Origin of the sequence: Specibacter sp. NPDC078709, assembly GCF_040686795.1 — a bacterium.
GTDB lineage: Bacteria > Actinomycetota > Actinomycetes > Actinomycetales > Micrococcaceae > Specibacter.
In genome coordinates, this window is record NZ_JBFBLU010000001.1 from 206630 (window position 1) to 227576 (window position 20947).

21 protein-coding genes and 1 pseudogene are annotated in these 20947 nt (G+C 63.0%); 6 read left to right on the forward strand and 16 right to left on the reverse strand.

Annotation, left to right across the window (positions count from 1 at the left end; genetic code table 11):
* Window positions 1–8: 8 nt before the first annotated feature.
* The 4 genes from AB0P14_RS00965 to AB0P14_RS00980 form a co-directional block, all read right to left on the reverse strand.
* Window positions 9–860, reverse strand: a complete 852-nt coding sequence (locus tag AB0P14_RS00965) for a class II fructose-bisphosphate aldolase (protein ID WP_363836641.1) — start codon at window positions 858–860, stop codon at window positions 9–11.
* Between the two features lie 12 nt (window positions 861–872).
* A complete protein-coding gene (locus AB0P14_RS00970) occupies window positions 873–1853 on the reverse strand; it encodes a hexose kinase (protein ID WP_363836642.1) in 981 nt (326 codons plus the stop codon).
* Window positions 1850–2821: an ROK family protein gene (locus tag AB0P14_RS00975; protein ID WP_363836643.1), complete on the reverse strand. Its 972-nt coding sequence runs from the start codon at window positions 2819–2821 to the stop codon at window positions 1850–1852. The genes AB0P14_RS00970 and AB0P14_RS00975 overlap by 4 nt, the downstream gene beginning before the upstream one ends.
* Before the next feature lie 172 nt (window positions 2822–2993).
* Window positions 2994–3899: an SIS domain-containing protein gene (locus AB0P14_RS00980; RefSeq protein ID WP_363836644.1), complete on the reverse strand. Its 906-nt coding sequence runs from the start codon at window positions 3897–3899 to the stop codon at window positions 2994–2996.
* A 148-nt stretch (window positions 3900–4047) separates the two neighbouring features.
* Here AB0P14_RS00980 and AB0P14_RS00985 point away from each other — a divergent pair.
* A pseudogene (locus AB0P14_RS00985) lies at window positions 4048–4260 on the forward strand (hypothetical protein); the annotation flags it as partial.
* A 282-nt stretch (window positions 4261–4542) separates the two neighbouring features.
* On the opposite strand, the gene AB0P14_RS00990 reads toward AB0P14_RS00985, so the two are convergent.
* Entirely contained in the window at window positions 4543–5766 is a 1224-nt protein-coding gene (locus AB0P14_RS00990; RefSeq protein WP_363836645.1) for an amidohydrolase family protein, read from the reverse strand.
* 125 nt (window positions 5767–5891) lie between these two features.
* On the opposite strand from AB0P14_RS00990, the gene AB0P14_RS00995 reads away from it, so the two are divergent.
* Complete coding sequence (locus tag AB0P14_RS00995; RefSeq protein ID WP_363836646.1) at window positions 5892–6536, forward strand: LysE family translocator; 645 nt, start codon at window positions 5892–5894, stop codon at window positions 6534–6536.
* A gap of 35 nt (window positions 6537–6571) precedes the next feature.
* Here the strand turns inward: AB0P14_RS00995 and AB0P14_RS01000 are convergent, their stop codons facing one another.
* Complete coding sequence (locus AB0P14_RS01000; protein ID WP_363836647.1) at window positions 6572–7660, reverse strand: FAD-dependent oxidoreductase; 1089 nt, start codon at window positions 7658–7660, stop codon at window positions 6572–6574.
* Window positions 7661–7964: 304 nt separating this feature from the next.
* Window positions 7965–8138: a hypothetical protein gene (locus AB0P14_RS01005; RefSeq protein ID WP_363836648.1), complete on the reverse strand. Its 174-nt coding sequence runs from the start codon at window positions 8136–8138 to the stop codon at window positions 7965–7967.
* A gap of 198 nt (window positions 8139–8336) precedes the next feature.
* Between AB0P14_RS01005 and AB0P14_RS01010 the strand changes: the two genes are divergently transcribed.
* Entirely contained in the window at window positions 8337–8960 is a 624-nt protein-coding gene (locus tag AB0P14_RS01010) for a maleylpyruvate isomerase family mycothiol-dependent enzyme (protein WP_363836649.1), read from the forward strand.
* 54 nt (window positions 8961–9014) lie between these two features.
* A complete protein-coding gene (locus AB0P14_RS01015; RefSeq protein ID WP_363836650.1) occupies window positions 9015–9503 on the forward strand; it encodes a GNAT family N-acetyltransferase in 489 nt (162 codons plus the stop codon).
* 58 nt (window positions 9504–9561) lie between these two features.
* Here AB0P14_RS01015 and AB0P14_RS01020 read toward each other — a convergent pair whose 3' ends face one another.
* Genes AB0P14_RS01020 through AB0P14_RS01030 form a run of 3 tightly spaced genes read right to left on the reverse strand, consistent with a single transcriptional unit; the run spans window position 9562 to window position 11024 of the window.
* The gene (locus tag AB0P14_RS01020) at window positions 9562–10146 is read right to left on the reverse strand and encodes a DinB family protein (protein ID WP_363836651.1); all 585 of its coding nucleotides are present in this window, start codon (window positions 10144–10146) and stop codon (window positions 9562–9564) included.
* Window positions 10147–10177: 31 nt separating this feature from the next.
* Complete coding sequence (locus AB0P14_RS01025) at window positions 10178–10429, reverse strand: hypothetical protein (RefSeq protein ID WP_363836652.1); 252 nt, start codon at window positions 10427–10429, stop codon at window positions 10178–10180.
* 46 nt (window positions 10430–10475) lie between these two features.
* A complete protein-coding gene (locus AB0P14_RS01030; RefSeq protein WP_363836653.1) occupies window positions 10476–11024 on the reverse strand; it encodes a GNAT family protein in 549 nt (182 codons plus the stop codon).
* Window positions 11025–11157: 133 nt separating this feature from the next.
* Here AB0P14_RS01030 and AB0P14_RS01035 point away from each other — a divergent pair, with 133 nt between their 5' ends.
* The gene (locus AB0P14_RS01035; RefSeq protein ID WP_363836654.1) at window positions 11158–12180 is read left to right on the forward strand and encodes a formylglycine-generating enzyme family protein; all 1023 of its coding nucleotides are present in this window, start codon (window positions 11158–11160) and stop codon (window positions 12178–12180) included.
* Between the two features lie 44 nt (window positions 12181–12224).
* Here the strand turns inward: AB0P14_RS01035 and AB0P14_RS01040 are convergent, their stop codons facing one another.
* The 4 genes from AB0P14_RS01040 to tdh form a co-directional block, all read right to left on the reverse strand.
* Window positions 12225–13214 carry a hypothetical protein gene (locus AB0P14_RS01040; protein ID WP_363836656.1) on the reverse strand — a complete coding sequence of 330 codons (990 nt, stop codon included), beginning with the start codon at window positions 13212–13214 and terminating at the stop codon, window positions 12225–12227.
* Window positions 13211–14029: a hypothetical protein gene (locus AB0P14_RS01045; protein ID WP_363836658.1), complete on the reverse strand. Its 819-nt coding sequence runs from the start codon at window positions 14027–14029 to the stop codon at window positions 13211–13213. The genes AB0P14_RS01040 and AB0P14_RS01045 overlap by 4 nt, the downstream gene beginning before the upstream one ends.
* 146 nt (window positions 14030–14175) lie before the next feature.
* Entirely contained in the window at window positions 14176–15387 is a 1212-nt protein-coding gene (locus AB0P14_RS01050; protein WP_363836660.1) for a glycine C-acetyltransferase, read from the reverse strand.
* Between the two features lie 107 nt (window positions 15388–15494).
* Complete coding sequence (gene tdh / locus AB0P14_RS01055) at window positions 15495–16544, reverse strand: L-threonine 3-dehydrogenase (protein ID WP_363836661.1); 1050 nt, start codon at window positions 16542–16544, stop codon at window positions 15495–15497.
* A gap of 178 nt (window positions 16545–16722) precedes the next feature.
* Here tdh and AB0P14_RS01060 point away from each other — a divergent pair, with 178 nt between their 5' ends.
* The gene (locus AB0P14_RS01060) at window positions 16723–17685 is read left to right on the forward strand and encodes a LysR family transcriptional regulator (RefSeq protein ID WP_363836663.1); all 963 of its coding nucleotides are present in this window, start codon (window positions 16723–16725) and stop codon (window positions 17683–17685) included.
* A gap of 206 nt (window positions 17686–17891) precedes the next feature.
* Here AB0P14_RS01060 and gatB read toward each other — a convergent pair whose 3' ends face one another.
* Together gatB and gatA are read right to left on the reverse strand one after the other, a co-directional pair.
* A complete protein-coding gene (gatB, locus tag AB0P14_RS01065; protein WP_363836664.1) occupies window positions 17892–19400 on the reverse strand; it encodes an Asp-tRNA(Asn)/Glu-tRNA(Gln) amidotransferase subunit GatB in 1509 nt (502 codons plus the stop codon).
* Window positions 19400–20944, reverse strand: a complete 1545-nt coding sequence (gene gatA / locus AB0P14_RS01070; protein WP_363836666.1) for an Asp-tRNA(Asn)/Glu-tRNA(Gln) amidotransferase subunit GatA — start codon at window positions 20942–20944, stop codon at window positions 19400–19402. Before gatA ends, gatB begins: the two co-directional genes overlap by 1 nt.
* Between the last annotated feature and the right edge of the window lie 3 nt (window positions 20945–20947).

Sequence of the window (20947 nt, forward strand, 5' to 3'; positions counted from 1 at the left end):
CACCGCGTTCAGTTGTGGGTGTGGGTCGCGCCGGCAAAAAGCTCCAGCAGACGTGCAACTTCTGGAATCAGGGCTGCCCGGCCTGCACCCAGGTACTTGCGGGAGTCCACCACAGCCGGATTCTCATCTAGGTAGCTGCGCACAGCGCGCGTGAAGAACCCGTTCAAGTGTGTGGAGACGTTTATTTTCGTCATGCCGGCGGAAATGGCTGCAACGATGTTTTCATCGGACACGCCGGATGAACCGTGCAGCACCAACGGCACCTCCAGGGCAGTCTTCAACTCGGCAATGCGGTCCAAGTTAAGTGCGGCGGACCGCTCAGTCATCGCGTGCGAGGAACCCACCGCCACGGCCAGGGCATCAACACCGGTGGCAGCCACAAACGCAACGGCCTCGACCGGATCGGTCAGCACACCCGGAGCATGCGCACCGTCCTTGCCTCCCACCTTGCCCAGCTCAGCTTCAACGTACACACCACGCTCGTGAGCATAAGCGGCAACGCGGGCCGTGACCTCAACATTTTGCGCATACTCAAAGTGCGCGCCGTCGAACATGATGGAGCCAAAGCCCAGGTCAACGGCTTGGTATGCCAGCGTCTCGTCCTCGGCATGGTCCAGATGCACGGCCACCGGCACGGAGGCCTTGCGGGCAGCAGCCAAGGTGGCCAAAGCAACCGGCTCCAAGCCGCCGTGGAATTTGGCGCAGTTCTCGGAGATCTGCAAGATGAGAGGCCGACCGGCGGCTTCCGCCCCGCCAATGAGACCTTCGATGGTCTCCAGGTGGATCACGTTGAACGCGCCCTGCCCCGTGCCGGCCTTCGCCGCTAGATCCATGATGTCGCGCGTGTTGGTCAAAGCCATGAAATGTGTTCCTTAGTGGTCAGTGAAAATGAGCTGGCTGGCCAACTCGGCGTACGTGGGCGAAATTTCACCGGCGCCAGGCATGAGGACTGCCGCAGCACTCCAGGCTGTGGCGTGGCGCAGGATTTCCCGCAGGTCTTCTTCTCCGTTGGCAAGAGCGACGGCGGCCGCACTCACCGCCGCGTCTCCCGCGCCGGTGGGGTTTCCGCTCAACGGTGCGGGGAGCCTTGCTTGGAGGTAGCGGCCGGGGGCGTCGGCGCTGAAGGCCAGCATGCCGTCTTCGCCCACGCTCACCAGCACGCGTTTGGCGCCGAGGCGTATGAGGGTTCGGGCAGCGGTAACGAGATCGCTCTCCCCCACAGCTTCCATCAGCTCGTGATTATTGGGCTTGAGGAGGTCCGCGCCAGCCTTGGCGGCGGCCAGAATACCGTCACCGGATGTGTCAATGATGGCGGGCACGCCTGCCGCGTGGGCCAGAGCCACCAACGCAGGGTAGAAATCAGCCGGCGCCTGGTCCGGGAGGGAACCTGAGCCCACTAGGACGCCTGGCCGGCGCACGCCGTCGCGCGTCTGGACACCGGCAAGGTTATCCACCACGGCGGCCGCCAGCGCTTCCCATTCAGCGGCGGCCAAGGCCGGGCCGAGCTCATTGAAAATGCTGGTGGTGTTGTTCGCAGCGGTATCGACCAAGGCGATGGTGCGGCGGGTGGGGGCCAACACGGGAACCAGCCGGTGCCAGATCCCGGCAGCTTCCAAATCCGCGCGCAACTGCTCCCCCGTAGGCCCCCCGGCGGTGGCAATAGCGAGGGTGGGGTGACCCAGCTGGTGCGCCACACGTGAGACATTCAGGCCCTTGCCACCAGCGCGGCTCAACGGTGTGGAAACCCGGTGCGAGGAGCCAAGATGCACACCGGCAACTGTGTAGGTGACGTCGACGGCCGGGTTCGGCGTGACGGTCAGGACTACGTTGTTGGCTGAGTTGTTCGCGTTCATGCCTGCGCCACCAGACTCCGTGCCTTGAGCGCCGACCCGATGAGTCCAGCGTTTTCGCCCAGCGCCGCATGCAGGTATTCGGGGCGGCGGTGGAAGGTGAGCAGTTCATCCACGCGGGCGGCCAGCGGCTCGAACAGGGCCGCTCCGGCCATGGAGAGTCCACCTCCCAGAACCACGGTTTCGGTGCCCAGGATGGAGACGCATTGGGCGATGCTGAACGCCAGGGCGTTGATGGCATCGCGCCACACTGCGCTGGCTGCGGCATCACCTTCGGCGGCGAGAGCCACCACATTCCGGGCGCCCGCCACCGTTATGCCGGTGGCCTCGGTGTAGCGTCTGGCTACGGCACCGGCGGAGCCTAGCGATTCCATGATGACCAAGGAGCCATCGGGCGCCGGAACCAGAGCATGGCCAATCTCGCCTGCATATCCGCCGCCAACTACGCGGGCGCCGTCGCACAAAACAGCTCCGGCAATGCCGGTGCCAATGACCAAGATGAGCACATCCTTCTTGCCCACAGCGGCGCCGATACGGAATTCGGCTTCCCCGGCCATGCCGACGTCGTGCCCGAATCCCACAGGCAGACCGAGCGCTTGCGTCAACGTCGCCGTGAACGGGAAATCCTTCCACCCCAGGTTGGCGGAGAAGACGCCCACGCCGGCGGCCTCATCCACAATGCCCGGCACCGTCACGCCCACGGCGGAAATATTCAGCTCGGGATGAGCCGCGCGGTACGCTGCCGTCAGCTCCACGATCCGGGCGCAGACGCTCTCACCGGAGCGGGCACCGTCCAGCGGGGTGGGGTTGCGTTGGACATCCAAGACCTCCACGCCACCGCTGGTGATGTCGCCGAGAATGATCCCGGATTTCATGTCCGTGCCGCCAATGTCGAAGGCCAGGACGGCATCCACCAGCTCGGGGGTGGGCTGGGCGCCGGTATCGCCAACGCGGTTGGTCAAGGTGTTCATGAAAGTCTCTTTCGGCGTGCAGCACCCGCGGGCATCTGTGCTGTGCGGGCCTGGTCGGAAGCAAACGGCAGGCACCTCACGTTTTCAAGTAACTTCTCAAGAAAGCCGGCAAGAAAGTGGGGTGCCTAACATTTTAGCCAGCAGCGAGGCCCTTAGCGGGCTGTTGTGCGGACTAGTCTTCCAGAATGACCGAGCGGGTGAGGTTGCGCGGCAGGTCCGGGTTCATGCCGCGGGCGCGGGCGCGCTCCAGCGTGACGCGGTGGATGCGGGCCAGTTCTGCCAGCGGATGAGTGGTGGTGTTCACGTACAGCGCACCGGTCTTGGCAACATCGCGATCCAGGCCTTCGGGCTGCTCGCCGAACATCCAGGTGACGCGGTTCGGGGCGGCGATGGAGATCGGGCCGTGGCGGTATTCCTTAGCCGGGTAAGACTCGGTCCACCCCTGCACGGCTTCACGCATCTTCAGGCCGGCCTCGTGCGCCAGGCCCACTGTCCAGCCGGTGCCCAGGAACGTGAACTGCTCGGCGTCAATGAGCTCCTGCTCAACGGGGGCAACTACGGCAGTCTTGGCGTCCTCAACAGCCGCACTCAAATCCATGCCAACGCTGGTCAGCAGGTACGTCAGCGCGGTGGTGGCGAAGCGGGTCTGGACCACTGACTGCTCATCGGCGTAGGGAAGTTCGACGACGGCATCAGCCAAGGTCATGATCGGCGAGTTCACATCGCCCACCAATGCAACGGTGTGCACGGTGCCCTTAATAGCTGTCAAGATTTCTAGCACTTCGGTGGTGGTCCCTGAGCGGGTGATGGCAACGATGGCGTCGTAGCCGCGCTCGGCACCGAGGAAAGCTTCCGAGGCTGCGAAGGCGTCGGTGACTCCCTTGCCGGCAGCTTCGCGGGCAGTGGCGTAGCTCTGCGCCATGAACCACGAGGTGCCACAGCCAATGACAGCAACACGCTGACCATCGGTGGGCAGCAGGTTCTCACTCTTAGCCTGGGCAATCGCCTGAGCCCAGACCTCGGGCTGGCTGGTGAGTTCGGCATCCATGAAGGGACCAAGCTGGGTGTTCTCGCTCATACTGCGCATTCTCCTTGACTAAGAGCTTCCCTGGGCGCAATAAGGCATCCGGAGAAGTTATTTTTCTAGCCCAATCCTAACACAATCTGATTGTAACCACGATGAAAACATCATAAACAATCATTTGGCTGAGATTTCGTTCGCAGAAATGGCCACTCCGGCGACCATGGCAGTTGAGCCGGGTCACGACTACGCGATCTCCTTCGACTACCAGTCGACCAAGGCGAATGAGTACGCGTGGGTTGGCGGTTATGACGGTGCCGCAGGTGCTGTGCAAACGCAGTCCACCCCGTTCCCGGCCAAGCATGAAAGCACCCGCTGGGTGCAGAACTTCACGGCTTCCGCCTGCGGCGACAGCTACGTGGGCCTACTGATCCGTGACGTGGGCCTGCTGCGCACCGGGCTTGTGCACAGCTCTCGAGTGGCCAGACCGGACCCATCATTGGGCAGGGTGCTGATAACGAGTTCACCACTACGCTGGTCTCCAATGAGCCGACTTCCATCTCCAACGCGGCTGTCACGTTGAAGCTACCTGCAGGCTGGAGTACGAGGCCGACAACCTCGGCTACCGCTGCTGCCCGGGTTGTCACCGGCACCGGCACCGACACCGGCACCGACAAGAACGGCAAGGCCGCCGCCGCGGCTACGCCTTCCGAACCCCTGCCCGCCACACACCGGCAGTCAGCGGCATACCCGGACGGTACGCCAAATGCGTTGCCGAGCGTGCCCGCAGCATGTGCAAATCAGCCCGGTGTCCCACAGCGAGCGAACCGACGGCCCGCTCCCCATCAGCGTCGCGACCGGATTCACGCCCCAGCGCCAACGCTCCCCCATAGGTTGCAGCTCGAACAGCCTCGTGCACACTGAGTCCCATTTGCAGCACGGCAGTGGCCACGCAAAATGCCATCGAGGAGGTATACGACGTCCCGGGATTGCAGTTGGAGGCAATGGCCAGTTGCACGCCAGCATCCAGCAGAGTCCTGGCCGGAGCCAAGGGCGCTCGGGTCGATAAATCGCAAGCGGGAAGCACCGTGGCGACCGTGCCTCGGACCCCGTCCCCGCGAGCCGCATGGGCTCCCCCATCCCAGCCGGACCAGGACTGCGCAAGGAGCGCAACGTCGTGCTCGGTCAGGAAATTGACGTGGTCAACGCTAGCCGCACCGAACTCCACGGCGAGCTCAACGCCGGCGCCGTGGCCCAGCTGGTTGCCGTGCACGCGCAGTCCCAACCCGGCGTCGCGGCAGGCGGTGAGCACGGCGCGCGACTGTTCCGGGGTGAAGGCGCCGCGCTCACAAAAGACGTCGGCCCAGTCAGCGTAGGGGCGGACGGCGTCGAGCATGTCGGTACAGACCAGCTCGGTGTAGGCGTCGGCGTCCATACCGTTGGGGACCAGATGTGCGCCCAAATAGGTGACTTGATCGGCCACGGTGGAGGCGATTCTGGCACTGCGGGCTTCCTGCTCGACGTCCAGGCCGTAGCCGGTTTTTGTCTCGAGATAAGTGGTTCCCTGAGCCACCGCCTCTGCCACGCGGCCCAAGCCTAAGCGGGTGAGATCATAGTCGGTGGCGGCGCGCGTGGCTTCCATAGTGACGGCAATTCCGCCCGCGCTATAGCTTTCCCCGGCCATGCGCGCCTCAAATTCGGCCGTGCGGTCCCCGGCAAAAATCAGGTGCGAATGCGAATCCACCCATCCCGGCAGGATCGCCCGACCCTGCGCGTCCGTGTGCTTATCGGCGGCCGGCGCGTCACTACTGCGGCCAATCCAAGCAATCCGCTCGCCCTCAAGGACCATGGCCGCATCGCTCATGGTGCCTAGCTCGCCGTCTTGAGTCATCAGTTCGCCAATGTTGCTGATCAGTTCGCTCATGCCCTTAGCGTACGACGTCGTTGGGCTGGTTTGGGCGCCTCACCGGCAGCTTGAGTCTGGGATAGCGGACACCGAGATCCTCCTCAGCTTGCGGGGGTGGGAATGTTGGCCGGACAATGGACTTCATGACCTTTGTTTCCCTCTTGGCCTTCGCTGGCCTGTGCCTCATGCTGGCCCTCATCCCCGGGCCCGACACCTTCATGGTGCTGCGCATTTCCCTGAGCCGGGTAGGCGCGGGCATTTCCGCGGCAGCCGGCTCCGGCACGGGCGCCTTGGTCTGGGCTGCCTTGGTGGGCTTTGGCTTGGCCGCCATTTTGGAACAGTCCGCAGAGGTCTTCCGCTGGATCAAGATTGCCGGTGGTTTGTACCTGCTCTACCTGGGCATCTCCTCATTTTTGAAGGCACGCAAAGCTGCCAAGGCCGGGATTGCCGCCGGTGGCGACGGTCATCAACCGTTGGTCTACAGCAAACGCGCGGGCTATGCCGCCGGCGTCGTATCCACCCTGCTCAACCCCAAAGTGGGCCTGTTCTACCTGGCTGTAGTACCCCAGTTCATCCCCCACGGCGCCAACACTCTGGCCGTGGCCATGATCTTGGGGCTTACTCTTGCCGTGATCGGTTTTCTGTACTTGGCCACGATTGCCGTACTCGCCTACCGGGCCATGAAGTGGCTGCGCAAGCCCAAGGTCAACACCCTCATTGAACGCATCAGCAGCGGCGTCTTGGCCGTGTTGGGCGTGGGCGTCGTGGCCTCCGGCGCCGCCAGCTAGTTCTTGCAGCTGGCGCCGCCAGCTAGAGCCTCCCGCTAGTTCAGTCCCGCACGCTGCGGACTCAGCGCAGCGGCCAATGGTTCGTCCTGCTCAGGCAGATTCCCGGTGACCAGCTGTGCGGCCAGAGTTGCCAGTGCCGCCGATGTTTGAATACCGTAGCCGCCCTGCCCTGCCAGCCAGAAAAAGTTCGGCACCTCGGCATCGAACCCCACCACGGGCAGACCGTCGGCCGGCTGGGTGCGCAGCCCCGTCCACGCACGTACGACGCCGGTGATCCCCAAAGCGGTCACGGCCTCAATGCGGTGGATCAGCTCGGCGATCTCTGCCTCCACTACTTGTGCGTCGCCTGGCTCGGCACGGACACTCTCGCACGGGGAGATCAGGAGGTGTCCGGCGTCGGGCCTGTAGTAGAAGGACTCATCCGCCGGCTCCACCATGGGACCGGCCGGATCCACCGGTGCCGTTGTGGCAACGATGGCCACGCTGCGCCGGTACGGGGTCAGGCCACGTCGCCGGGCACCCACTATCTCCGCCACGTCATCGGCCCAAGCGCCGGCGGCATTGACAACGATGCGGGCCGTAATCATCTGGCCGCCGGCCGTCACGCTGAAGCCAGCACCCGTGGCTTCAGCCACACTGACGGGGTGCCAGGTCAGGACCACAGCACCTGCTGCCACAGCCTCACGGCGGTAAAAGTCCAGTAGGGCGGGGACGTCCACTTCGCGGGCTGTCTCATCGAGCGCTGCGGCCTCAAAACCCGCCGGGCGTAGATCAGGACTGCGGCGCATCGTCTGGGCATGATCGAGCGCGGTCAAGGACGTGTGAGTGTCCACAAGAGCTTGAACTTGCGCCACCGTGCCAAGGGTCATCATGGGGCGGGGCATGAGAATGGGCGAGGGCAGGCTGGCAGAAATCTGCTCCACGCGGGCAATGCTCCGGTGGGTCAATTCCTGGATAGGAGCAGGCCCGTAGCTGGGCTGCATCTGCCGCGCCGAGCGCGAGGAGGTGTGATAGGCCAGTGATTGCTCGGCCTCCACCAGGACAACGGGGACGGCCGCGGCCAACCGCCAAGCCAGAGACAACCCGGCAATTCCCCCGCCAATGATCAGTACATGCGTATCCATGGCGTTATGGTTACACACCCTGGGGCGCCTGCGCCAACCAGGGCGGGCGGCTGGCCCCCTGGGTGCAATGGCTTCACGTGCTGGCAATCAGTTCCACTTCGAACCCATCAGAATTTTCCAGGTACGCGGCGTAGTGTCCGGAGCCACCAGCATAGGGATATTTGTCCGCAAACAGTGTTTTCCAGCCATGGCCCATCCCGGCAGCGAAGAGCGCGTCGTCATGCTCGGGTGAGTCGGCATGGAAAGCCAGATGGTTTAATCCCGGTGCCTTGCGCTGAGGGCTGCGAGCGCTCAGGGCCGGGGCCTATTCGAGAACAATGTAAGTGGCGCCCTGCTTCCAGCTACTTCCCTTGGGCCAGCTTTGAAAGGCCTCGTAGCCAAGGTTGGCCAGCAGCCATCCCCATTCCTCAGTGGCCCGAGCGAAATCAGGAACCCACAGTTCAATATGGTGCAACGTGCCCATAGAAATCTCAGTCATCAACAGAGTCTTGCATAGAGCTGTACCCAGAGCCCCTCACAAATCCCTGCACGGAACGTAAGTGCATTCCCCTCTCTGGAGCTTCTCCCCCACCGGTCCTCCTCGAATCATGAAATTGCCGTCCGTACGCAGATCATGGAACGCTAAGCAATGAGCGCTTCCCCACGATAGAACTAGGCAAGAAAGGCTGATGCTCCTGTGAACCTTGAGAAAGATCCCGATCACGCATCCCAACTGTGCCGCGAAGCACAGCTGCGATTAGCTGGCCGCGTTGCGCAGCTAAGCGAGCAAGACATCGCCTCACCCAGCCTCCTTCCCGGCTGGAGTGTTGGCCACGTCTTGACCCATTTGGCACGCAATGCCGACGGCCATGCACGCCGTCTGTCAGGCGCCTTGGAAGGTGTAGACGTTCCAAAATATGCCGGTGGTGAGGAGCAGCGTCGGCAAGAAATCGAGGCTGGTGCCACGCGTCCGGCCGCAGAAATCCTCGCGGACCTCAATGCCAGCATGATTCATCTGGAAGAGATTTTCAGTCTGTGCTCGGCGGCCGGATGGCCCAACGGCCAATTGCTGGGCGGTGGGCAGTATGGTGCGTCCGCATGCCCGGCGCACAGGCTACGTGAAGTGGAAATACACCACGTGGATCTCGGGCTGGGCTACACACCCTCGGATTGGCCAGAAGACTACGTGGCATGGGACCTTTCAGAGTTGCTCGCTACTGTCCCGCAACGGCTGGGGTCGCTGGCTGATCGCCGTTCTTTCATGGCCTGGCTTGCAGGCCGAGGGCCGCTCGATGCGGCAACATCTCTCTCGCCCTGGTAGGCCTGGTAGGCCTGGCAGCCCTGGTCTCGCTGCCGGCCATGAAAGGATAAAACCATGGTCCTGGAACACTTCACCCTGTCCGGTAAAAACTTCAGCCTACGCAGGGCAGTCGAGTCCGACGTCGTGCCCATCATTGAGCTCATGAACAACGATCCACTTCGAGCAGCGGAGAACTCTGCTGCTTCCCAAGACCGCGCGCCCTATATGGCGGCGTTCAGCGCGATTGACCGCGACCCGGCGCAGTTGCTGATTGTGGTTGCTGATGACGCGGAAAAGGTGGTTGCCACGATGCAGTTGACAGTTATTCCGGGCCTTGCCCGCCTGGGCGCCACACGGTTGCTTGTGGAAGCTGTGCGAGTTGATGAGAAATTGCGTGGCAATGGGCTGGGATCGGCCATGATGGGGTGGGCTGTCAAAGAAGGACGACGGCGTGGCGCCGCCTTGGTCCAATTGACCAGTGACAAGGCCCGTGAGGATGCGCATCGCTTCTACGAGCGGCTGGGTTTCACAGCCTCTCATGTGGGCTTCAAACTATTCCTCTAGGCAGAGCTCCCCGCCGACAGGCCCAGCTGCCGAAACTCAGCTGGGATTCGACGCTAACTTAGTCCCGGAAGCTGCGGGCAACCGTCTCCAAGGTCTCGCGATAGCTGCGCCACCAGGCCGGGTTCCCCTCAGCCATGTTGTCGTTGTCGTCCCGATGTCCCACGCTGCCGTCAATTAACTCACGCACGATGTCCGCGTGGCCAACATGCCGCATTGTTTCGGCTGTGACATGCACCAAGATGCGGGTCAGACTCACCGGATTACTCGCCTCGCGCCACCAAGGCACCTGACCGGCGGCATCCATAGGGAGCTCGGAAATCGTCGCGTCTGCATGTGCCCACACGCGCTTGTAGAGTGCCACGATCTCCACACTCGACTCTTCGGGAGTGGCCCACATGTCCGCATTCGCCGAAGCATCTGTTGCCATCCATGAATGATTCTCTGGGAAGGGCCTCTCGAAGACCGCACCAAAATACTGGGCTTCGATCCCTGCCAGATGCTTCACCAGACCGAGCAGGTTTGTAGCAGTGGATGTTAGCGGACGTCGCAGATCATAGTCAGAGAGGCCGGCAAGCTTCCACACCATGGCATCGCGGCCCTCTTGCAAATATCGGCACAGTTCAGCCTTGGCAACATCACTCATGGGTACCGGCTGTCGGCTGGCGGTGCTGCATTCACCACTCCAGAGGACTACGACGGTTGGGCGCTTCATCTCGACGTCGCGAAAGGGCGGGGTTCCCCTTGACGGCGATGGCCCACGCAGCAAACGCGAATGCAGCCACGGCTAGGATCTCGAGGGCGAGCTTGTCTGCACTGGCACTTGTCAGTAGATCAACGATTCCGATGACCGCAAACGTCATGGCTATGACTGCCACGCACGAGGAAAAAATCATTGCCCAGCGGGGTATGTTTCGAGTTTCCTGCATGGCTGCCAACTCCTGAGACGAGAGTAAAAGCGTAGGGATCCACATCCTACGCTAGTGACCATTCTCCTCGCAGGATGGAATAGAGCATGGAATCCCGCCGCTGCCCCCGGATCCGTCGATGCGAACGCAGCCGCCCCTCCAAGGCGAATCCACTCTTTTCCAGGACTCGAACTGACCCCTGGTTTTCCGGATGGCAGGTGGCTGTGATGCGTTCAAGTCCAAGGCTGTTGAAGCCGAAACTCAGGAGCATGGACACGGCCTCACTCGAGTACCCCTTGCCCCAGTAGTCTCGGTGGAACGTGTAGCCAAGCTCGCCGTTGCGATCATGCGGATCGGTGATCCAGATAGCTACCGATCCAATGGCCTTGCCATCCAAAACAGCCGCCAGGGAAAAAGCAGTTCGGTCCGGGTCTAGGTGCTCCTGCGCGGCGGCTTCAACAAAGGCCGTTGTCTGCTTCAGAGCATTAGGCTCCCACGTAGAGAACTGGGACACCAACGGATCGGCGGTGTACTCATGAACGTCGGCAATGTCGTTCACATCAAAGTCGCGCAAGCCCAGTCGGGGTCCGGAGGGATAGATCGTTGAACTGCTCATGATTCACCTATTCATTCCAAAGCCAAGGCTCAATCCTAATCCGCGCCAGGAGCAACCCACCCCTGCAAGCCGATAGCTCACCTCTGCATAGAATGGTGGAAGTGTCCGCAATTTCCCGCGTCAAGGTGAGCCCATGTCCAGCTGTTGCAGTCCCGAAGGCCGAGATGGCCACTCCCCCGGCATCACAGCCGCCCCCCACGTCTTTTCCCTGAGCGTTCCGTCTGCGCAAATTCCTGCGCGCGAACTGTCTGAGCATGCACCGCCCCAGCTTGCACAGCCCCTACACGGCGACGCCCACATCACCGGTGGCACTTTTTCCATGGGCGATCCCTTTGACGAGGGCTACCCGGCCGACGGCGAAACCCCCGTCCACGAGGTTGCCATCTCCGCCTTCAGCATTTCCACCACGGCCGTGAGCAACACCGAGTTCGCCGCCTTTATCGACGCCACCGGATACCGCACCGAGTCCGAGACCTACGGCACCTCCGCCGTTTTTCATCTGGCCGTCCAGGCTGACAAGCCCGACATCTTGGGCACAGCTGCCGGGACTCCTTGGTGGCTCAATGTCCGCGGCGCCGATTGGGCACACCCGGCCGGTCCGCGCTCCCACTGGGAGGAGATCGCCAATCATCCTGTCACCCAGGTTTCACACACGGATGCACTGGCCTATTGCGCCTGGGCTGGCCGCACCCTCCCCACCGAGGCCCAGTGGGAGTACGCTGCCCGCGGCGGGCTGGCTGCCTCGCGTTACCCGTGGGGCAATGAACTTCACGGCACGGATTCCGAGGGTGTTGCCGTGCACCACTGCAATATCTGGCAGGGCACCTTCCCCACCGAAAACACGTGCGACGACGGATACCTCACCACCGCCCCCGTGGACAGTTTCAAGCCCAATGCCTACGGTCTGTTCCAAACCAGCGGCAATGTCTGGGAATGGTGCGCGGACTGGTTTCTGCCCAAGTACTACAAGAGCTGTCTAGCTAAAGGCACCGTGGAAAATCCTCCCGGCCCTACGATTGGCCGCGGCCGTGTCATGCGCGGCGGCTCCTACCTCTGCCACGACTCCTACTGCAACCGCTACCGCTTGGCAGCACGCAGCTCCAACTCCCCCGAGTCCGCGAGTGGAAATCTTGGCTTCAGGACCGTCGCACTCTAAACCAGTTCACTAGTTCACTGTCAGCTGCTTCACAGTCTCCGGCTTCACAGTCCGCGGCTTTGAATCCAGTCGATCAAGGCATCGGCCTGCTGACGCTGAAACGGCCGCAGGGTGGGAATGCCCGCGGGCGCCGGGCGCCGGGACATGTCCAGGAAATAGCCGGCCCATCCGGCCATGACGGCGGTGATGGCGTGAGCGTTGGTTCCGGCAAAGACAGGATGGGTTTCAAAGAACTGATCCACCTGCGCTGAAGGATTGAGCGTCTTCACGTTGATCAGCACGCTGAGCCCATCCACCCAGGCGGCTCCTCGGGCAGCCCACGGCCAGTCCAAAAACACCACGCCACGGCCAGTACCATTACCAAAACGGCCAGCATCCTGCCCCCGGCTGTGCCACGAACCGGCGCCAGGATCCTGACCGGTCAAGAGGATATTGTCCGCGCGCAGATCCCCATGAACCAGCGTATCCCCGGCCAGCTCCAAGGTGCCCCGTTGCGCCACTTCCACCAGCTGATCCAGATGACTGGCAGCCCACGAACCCATTGTTTCCAAAGGCCGCGACCGTAGTCTTTCCCATCCCAGAAAAGCGCCTTGCAGGGATTCTTGGTACCGTGGCAATTCCAGCTCAGCGGGCAGATCAAGCTGCCCCACGCTGACCAAAGCATCCAGTACCTGCACCACCTCGTGTGCCGCCCATGGTTCCTGCGGGTGCCGGCCCGCAACATCGGCGAGGACCAGCGCAACCCAGGTGCCGTCGTCGTACATCCCGAGGAAATCCGGCACCAGCACACCAGGCGGGAGCGCCGCGGTGACGGCGGCCTCGCGGCGGTGCAGCCCCGGTGTGGTGGCGTTGTGCAGCGCACTGGCGGCCTTCACAAACGCCCGCCGGCCCGAGGCCAGCTGCACCCTGTCCGCCGAGCCGGGCGAGAATCCACCCGGCTGGGACTCGGCTTCGGTGACAGCTTCACCCAAGATGTTCTCCACACCGTCGCGAACCGTCTGTGGCAGCTGGGACCACGTGATGCGCTGATTCATGGGTGCGGGGCGAGCGTGAGCACGGTGGCGTCGTCGGCTACTTCGCCGATCCGGCCCTGGTGGACGCGGAGCTCGTGCATGAGGCCGAGTGCGTCCACGGTGGTGGAGGTGCGGGCTAGGAATTCTTCGGGGCCGCTGACCAAGCCGAGGTCGACGGCGCGCCAGGCTCCGTCGCTGGCCATCACCATGATCTCGGGCCGGCTTAGTTGCACCACGTGGGCGTAGTCTGCCGCTTCGGGTTCCCGCCGCGCCACCCACAGCCGGTCGGGGGTGTTGCGGAGTTCGCGGTCCTGCCGCAGCTTGGCCAGCCGCTGTTCCGGGGTGCCCTCCGGAATCCGAGCGTCGGCGAGCTCGGCGCGGACGAGGTGAGTGGCGCCGTCCTGTGTGCGCACCACCACGGAGCAATCTGCCAAGCTAGCAATCTCGACGCCACGGCTCGTGAGCTGGGCGACGGAGATGGCGGCGCTGGGGAAGCGGACCATTTCCGGGCCGACTAAGACTGTTCCGGCGGAGTCGATCGCGGCCAGAGAGTCCGCCAGCAGAGCCCGCACGCCGTGTCTACTTGTTGTTGCACTGCGGGGATCGCTGGGATCGCTGGAAACGCTGGGATCGCTGGAAACCTGCGCCAGAATCATGGACAATTGCTGGGCCAACCACTGAGGATCGGAGGCTGCGGGCAGGTTCAAGGGATCCAGCAGGCTCGTGGCGCCGTCAATGATCCAGGCATTGGGACCGTTGAAGCCGCAACTGTCTTCCAGGACATGGGCATCGCCCTCAAACTGGACGCGGGCCCGGATATCCCAAATAAAGGTCATGGTTTCATCCTGCCACGCCACCGGGGCGCAGACGGCCAGGGCCTGACCTGGTGCGCAAAAATGGCTCACTCATACGCACCATTCATTGTTACTGGTGCGTATGAACACTCATACGCACCAGTAACAATGAATGGTGCGTATACAGGTTAAGCCACCACCCCGCGGGCGGCGACAAAGGCGCGTACGCACGTTTCGACGTCGTCCGCACTATGCGCGGCCGAAAGCTGCACCCGGATGCGGGCGGCACCGCGCGGGACCACGGGGAAACTGAAGGCCGTGACGAACACGCCGTGCGCCAAGATGGCATCGGCCACGCGAGCGGCTTCCACGGCGTCGCCGAACATGACCGGGACAATGGCGTGCTCGCCGGGGAGCAGTTCAAAGCCCTCCTCGCTCATGCGGCGTCGGAACAGGGCGGCGTTCTCAAACAGCTTCGTGCGCAGCTCGGCCGAGCCGGCCACGAGTTCCAGCGCCTTGAGCGTGGCAGCCACAATGGCGGGGGCCAAGGAGTTGGAGAACAGGTAAGGGCGCGCCCTTTGACGCAACATCGCGACAATTTCGCCGCGGCCGGCGACGTAGCCGCCCGACGCGCCGCCCAGGGCCTTGCCGAAGGTGCCCGTGTAAATGTCCACGCGGTCGGAGACGCCGGCGTGCTCGGGTGTGCCGGCACCGGTGGCGCCCATGAAGCCCACGGCGTGGGAATCATCCACCATGACCAGGGCGCCGTACTGCTCGGCGAGGTCGCAGATGGCTTCAAGTGGGGCCAGGAAACCGTCCATGGAGAATACGCCGTCGGTGACGATGATGGTGCGCCGGGCCCCTGCACCATCACGCAGTGCTGCGGCGCCCTGCAACTGGGTTTCTAAATCGGCCATGTCTTGGTTGGCGTAACGGAAGCGCGCAGCCTTGGACAGGCGGATGCCGTCAATGATGGAAGCGTGGTTCAGGGAGTCGGAAATGATGGCGTCCTCTGAGCCGAACAGGGACTCAAACACACCGCCGTTGGCATCAAAGCACGAGGAGAACAGAATGGTGTCCTCGGTGCCCAGGAACCTCGAGACGGCCGCTTCCAGTTCCAGGTGCAGATCCTGGGTGCCGCAGATAAAGCGCACGCTGGCCATGCCGAAGCCGTGGCTGTCCATGGCGTTCTTGGCGGCGCCGATGATCTCCGGGTGATCGGCCAGGCCCAGGTAGTTGTTGGCGCAGAAGTTCAGCACGGGCGCACCCTCGCCGTCCAGCGCTCCGGCCGTGATGTGGCTGGACTGCGCGGAGCTGATCTTGCGCTCGGTCTTGAACAGTCCCGCGGTGCGGATCTGCGCCAGTTCGGCGGTGAGCTCATCTTTCATGGAGGTGTACATGGGATTCCTTAGTCTGGTGCGAGTGGTCTGTGGTGGCGAGTACAGTGGCGGGATGGACGACGGCGGGAGGCGCCTGACGCCGTCGTGCTTAAGAAAACGGAGCTACTTTAGGCGAAAACGGTCCAGTCGAGGACCACTTTGCCGCCGCGGCCGGAGCGGGCGATCTCGAAGGCTTGCTCCCATTCGGTGGCGGGCAGAACATCAGTGACAACACTAGCCACGGCCGCGCGCAGCACGGGGTTGGAGGAGAGCATAGCGGACATGGCGTACCAGGTTTCAAACATTTCGCGCCCGTAGATGCCCTTGAGGGTGAGCATGTGGGTGACCACTTTGCCCCAGTTAATGTCGATCGCTGAGCTGGGCAGGCCCAGCATGGCGATGCGGCCGCCGTGGTTCATGTTGTCGATCATTTCCTGCAGGGCCGTGGGGTGGCCGGACATTTCCAGGCCGATGTCAAAGCCCTCGCACATGTCTAACTGCAGCTGCGCATCTTTCACGCGGGTGGTGGCGACGTTGACGGCGAGGTCGGCACCCATCGCGGCGGCCATGGCCAGGCGCGGTTCGGAGACATCGGTGATGGCAATCTTGCGGGCGCCGGCGTGGCGAGCCACGGCCACAGCCATCAGTCCAATCGGTCCAGCGCCGGTGACGAGGACGTCTTCGCCGACCAGGCCGAAGCTCAGGGCGGTGTGGACGGCGTTGCCCAGCGGATCGAAGATGGCGCCGAGTTCAGGGGTGATGGAGGGGTCTTTGTGCACCCAAACATTGGATTCGGGGATGACCACATATTCGGCGAAGGCGCCATCACGCTGCACGCCTACGGAGACCGTATTGATGCACATGTGGCGGCGGCCGGCGCGGCAGTTGCGGCACAAACCGCACACCACGTGACCTTCGCCGGAGACCTTGTCCCCCACTTTGACGTCATTGACCTCGGCACCCACTTCCACCACTTCACCGTAGAATTCGTGGCCGGCAATGAGTGGGGCGTTGATGGTTGCTGCGGCCCAGGCGTCCCATGCCTGAATGTGCAGATCTGTTCCGCACAGGCCCGTGGTGTGGACGCGGATCTTCACCTCGCCGTCTCCGGCTTCCGGCTCCGGGCGTTCAACGAGTTCGAACCCAGCGTGTGGACCGGATTTGTACAGTGCTTTCATGGGCAGCTCTTTCGTGGTGCGGTGGTGCGGACGTCAATGTCCGATGCTGGGTGGATTACGTGCTTCATTGCGTCATTTTCAGGAGGCTTAGTGTCCATTAGAACCCGCAAAACCGTTTAGGACAATCGATAATTTCTCCATCGTGGATTAAGTAAAACCTAAACTGTAGGCTGGTGGCATGGAACTCCATCAACTGCATATGCTGCGTGAGCTGGGCGAGCTGGGTAGCGTCAAGGCCGTGGCCGATACCCTGTCCGTGACGCCGTCGGCTGTGTCTCAGCAAATTGCGTTGCTACAGCGCCATATAGACACTCCGTTGACTCGCCGCGATGGCCGGAATCTGGTGCTGACCGAGGCGGGCAAGGTGCTCGCCAGTGCCGGGGCGCAAGTCATGGACGCCATGGCCGCGGCGCAGGCCGCCATCGGCGCCTATCAGGACGACACCAGTGGAACCGTCACCATCAGTGGTTTTCACAGCGCCGGGCAGGCTCTCTTCGCGCCGCTGGTCCGGAAGCTGGCGGCACGCCGCGCCGCGGGTGGGGTGGGCGGTACTGCCACTGTGCCGCAGCTGCGCTTTTCTGATGAGGACGTGGCGCAGCAGGACTTTGCGGCCTTGACGGCCCGTTACGATCTGGTGTTGGCACACCGTATGGATCACAGCCCGCCGTGGCCACAGCCGGGACTCCGCGTCATCCCGCTGGCCCGCGAACCACTCGACGTTGCCGTGGCGATTGACCACCCACTGGCCGCCAAAGCGGCGGTGTCCGCGGCCGACGTCGTGCGCTATCCATGGGTGAGCAGCCGCAGCGGCTACTCCCCCGCGGACGTGCTGGTGGCCGTGGGCGCCATGGCCAGCCATCCCGTTGAGGTGCTGCATCGGATCAACGACTACTCGGCAGCCGCTGCGCTGGTATCCACGGGTGAGGTCATCGGATTGCTGCCGCGGTACACCTCCGGTCCGGTGCTAAATCCTGGCGGCGGGACCAACCCTACTGTGGTGCTGCGGCCGTTGACGGGCATCAATACGCGGCGCCGAATTGACCTGCTGGCTCGGCCGGAGAATCTGCGGCGGGCCTCGGTCCAGCTGGCTGCCCACGCGATGCAAGAAGTCATGGCGGAGCTCGTAGCCTCCGCTGCATAGGGGGCTCCGTGAGGACTGGAATATCAACTTGAGCTGGGGTTAGCCACCAGAACCGCAGTGTAACCACCGATCTCGCGGCTAACTCCAGCTCTCGTCGGCGCGCACGAGGTTTCTGCAGCCCAGAGGTTTCTGCAGCCCAGACGCCAAGAGCCGCAACTTCCTGAGAGAAGTCGCGGCTCTTGGTAACGCTGTTTCGGGCGGGGTGTTTAGCCCTCTACACCGAGCGTCTCCAGGATCAGCTCGCGCACGCGGGCCGCATCGGCCTGTCCGCGAGTCACCTTCATCACGCCACCAACAATGGCGCCAACAGCCTGGATCTTGCCGCCACGGATCTTCTCCGCCACGTCAGGCTGGGCTGCGAGAGCTTCATCGATGGCGGTCTGCAGCGCGCCGTCGTCGGAGACAACAGCCAGGCCACGCTTGGCCACAACCTCGGTGGGCGTACCCTCACCCTCAAGGACGCCGTCGAGCACCTTGCGGGCCAACTTGTCATTGATGGCACCTGTTGCGATGAGCTTTTCAATCTCAACCACGACGGCGGGCGTGACACCCAGCGCTGCGGGGTCAACATCGGCCAGCTTGGCACGGCGGGCGATCTCGCCCATCCACCACTTGCGCGCTGCTGCGGCGGTGGCACCGGCGGCAATGGTCTCTTCGATTTCGTCCAAGAGAGCGGCGTTGACAACGTCGCGGAACTCCAGATCGCTGTAGCCCCAGTCAGCCTGCAGGCGCTTGCGGCGCTCGGCCGGCGGCTCGGGCAAGGTGGCGCGGAGTTCTTCAACCCAGGCGGCGCTGGTGACGATGGGCACCAGGTCCGGTTCCGGGAAGTAGCGGTAGTCATCAGCGTCAGACTTGGGACGGCCCGAGGTGGTGGACTTGGTGTCCTCATGCCAGTGACGGGTTTCCTGCGTGATCGGCGTGCCGGAATCCAAGACGGCAGCGTGGCGCTGGATCTCGAACTTCACGGCATTTTCGACGGCGCGCAACGAGTTCACGTTCTTCGTCTCGGTACGGGTACCGAGCTTTTCCTGGCCGTGCGGGCGCAGGGAAACGTTGGCGTCGCAACGGACGTTGCCGTGCTCCATCTTGGCTTCGGAAACGCCCAAGTTCTTCACGATTTCACGGATGGCCGCAACATAGGCCTTGGCCAGCTCGGGGGCACGTGAACCGGCGCCCTCGATGGTCTTGGTGACGATTTCAACCAGCGGCACGCCTGAACGGTTGTAGTCCACCAGGGAGAAGTCAGCACCTTGGATGCGGCCCGTGGAACCGCCCATGTGGGTCAGCTTTCCGGCGTCTTCTTCCATGTGTGCGCGTTCGATCTCGACATGAAAAACCGTGCCGTCTTCGAGCTCAATGTCGATCCAGCCGTCGTAGCAGATGGGGTCATCGTACTGCGAGGTCTGGAAGTTCTTCGGTGTGTCCGGGTAGAAGTACTGCTTGCGCGCAAAGGTGCTGTGCGGGGCAATCTTGCAGTTTAGTGCCAAGCCGATCAGGATTGATGACTCAACGGCCTGTCTGTTCACAACCGGAAGGACGCCGGGCAGACCCAGGCAGACTTCGTTGACGTTGGTGTTGGGCTCGTCGCCAAACACGTTGGGTGCGGAGGAGAACATCTTGGTCTTGGTGTTCAGCTCAACGTGCACCTCGAACCCGAGAACGGGTTCGTACTTTTCCATGGCCTCTTCGAAGCTCAAAATGGTTTCAGTAGTCATTACTTAGCCTCCTCGGCTGCAACAGCTGTAGATGCGAGGTCCGGAGCCTGGTTCAGCATGGGGCCGCCCCACTTGGCTTCGAGCAGGGATTCCAGAACAGCACCAACACGGTAGACGCGGGCGTCTTCGCGGGCCGGGGCCAGCAGCTGAATGCCTACGGGCAGGCCGTCTTCGTCAGCAAGACCGCCTGGCAGGGTCAGACCGGGGATACCGGCCAGGTTGGCCGGGATGGTGGCAACGTCCTGAAGGTACATGGACAGCGGATCATCGAGCTTCTCGCCGAGCTTGAACGCCGTGGTGGGTGTGGTCGGGGAGATCAGCACGTCAACCTGAGCGAATGCTGCTTCGAAGTCGCGCTGCACCAGGGTGCGCACGCGCTGGGCTGAGCCGTAGTAGGCATCGTAGTAACCAGCGCTCAAGGCGTAGGTTCCCAAGATGATGCGGCGCTTGACCTCGTCGCCGAAGCCGGCGGCGCGAGTGGCACCCATGACGCGCTCAATGGTGAGCGGGCCTTCGGTGGGTAAAGTGCGCGTACCGAAGCGGACGCCGTCGAACTTGGCGAGGTTGGAAGACGCCTCGGAAGGCATGATCAGGTAGTAGGCGCCCAGAGCGTAGCCGAAGTTAGGGCAGGAAACCTCAACGATTTCGGCACCCGCTTCGCGCAACAGCTCCAAGGATTCGTTGAAACGGTTCTCGACGCCGGTCTGGAAGCCTTCGCCGTGAAGTTCCTTGATGACACCGATCTTCATGCCCTTGACGTTGCCCAAGCGGGCGGCGTCGGCGAGGCCGGTGGAGGGATCGGTCAGGGAGGTGGAGTCTTGGGGATCATAGCCGCCAATGACTTCCTGCAGCAGAGCCGAGTCAAGCACCGTGCGAGATACCGGGCCAATCTGATCCAGTGAAGATGCCATGGCGATGGCACCGTACCGCGAAACCGCACCATAGGTGGGCTTCACGCCAACGGTTCCGGTGACTGAACCGGGCTGGCGAATGGAGCCGCCGGTGTCTGTACCCAGCGCCAACGGAGCTTCGAAGGAGGCAACAGCAGCAGCCGAGCCACCGCCGGAACCGCCGGGGATCCGGTCCAGGTCCCAGGGGTTGCGGGTCAGGCCATACGCGGAGTGCTCGGTGGAGGAACCCATCGCGAATTCATCGAGGTTGGTCTTGCCCAACATCGGCATGCGTGCGGCGCGGATCTTCTTGATGACGGTGGCGTCGTACGGGCTCATCCAGCCCTCGAGGATCTTGGAGGCAGCCGTGGTGGGCTGGCCCTTCGTGACGATCAAGTCCTTGATGGCGATCGGCACACCGGCGAGCTCGTGGAGCTCCTCGCCTGCGGCGCGGCGGGCGTCAACATCGGCAGCGACGGCGAGCGCCTCTTCGCCGTTGACGTGCAAGAACGCGTGGATGCCGCGCTCACCGCCGTCGATCTCGGCAATGCGATTAAGGTGAGCCTGGACCAGTTCAACGGAGGTGATTTCGCCGGCGGCCAGCTTGGCGGCCATGACGGCGGCGCTGGAGCGGATCAATTCAGATGCACTCATGGA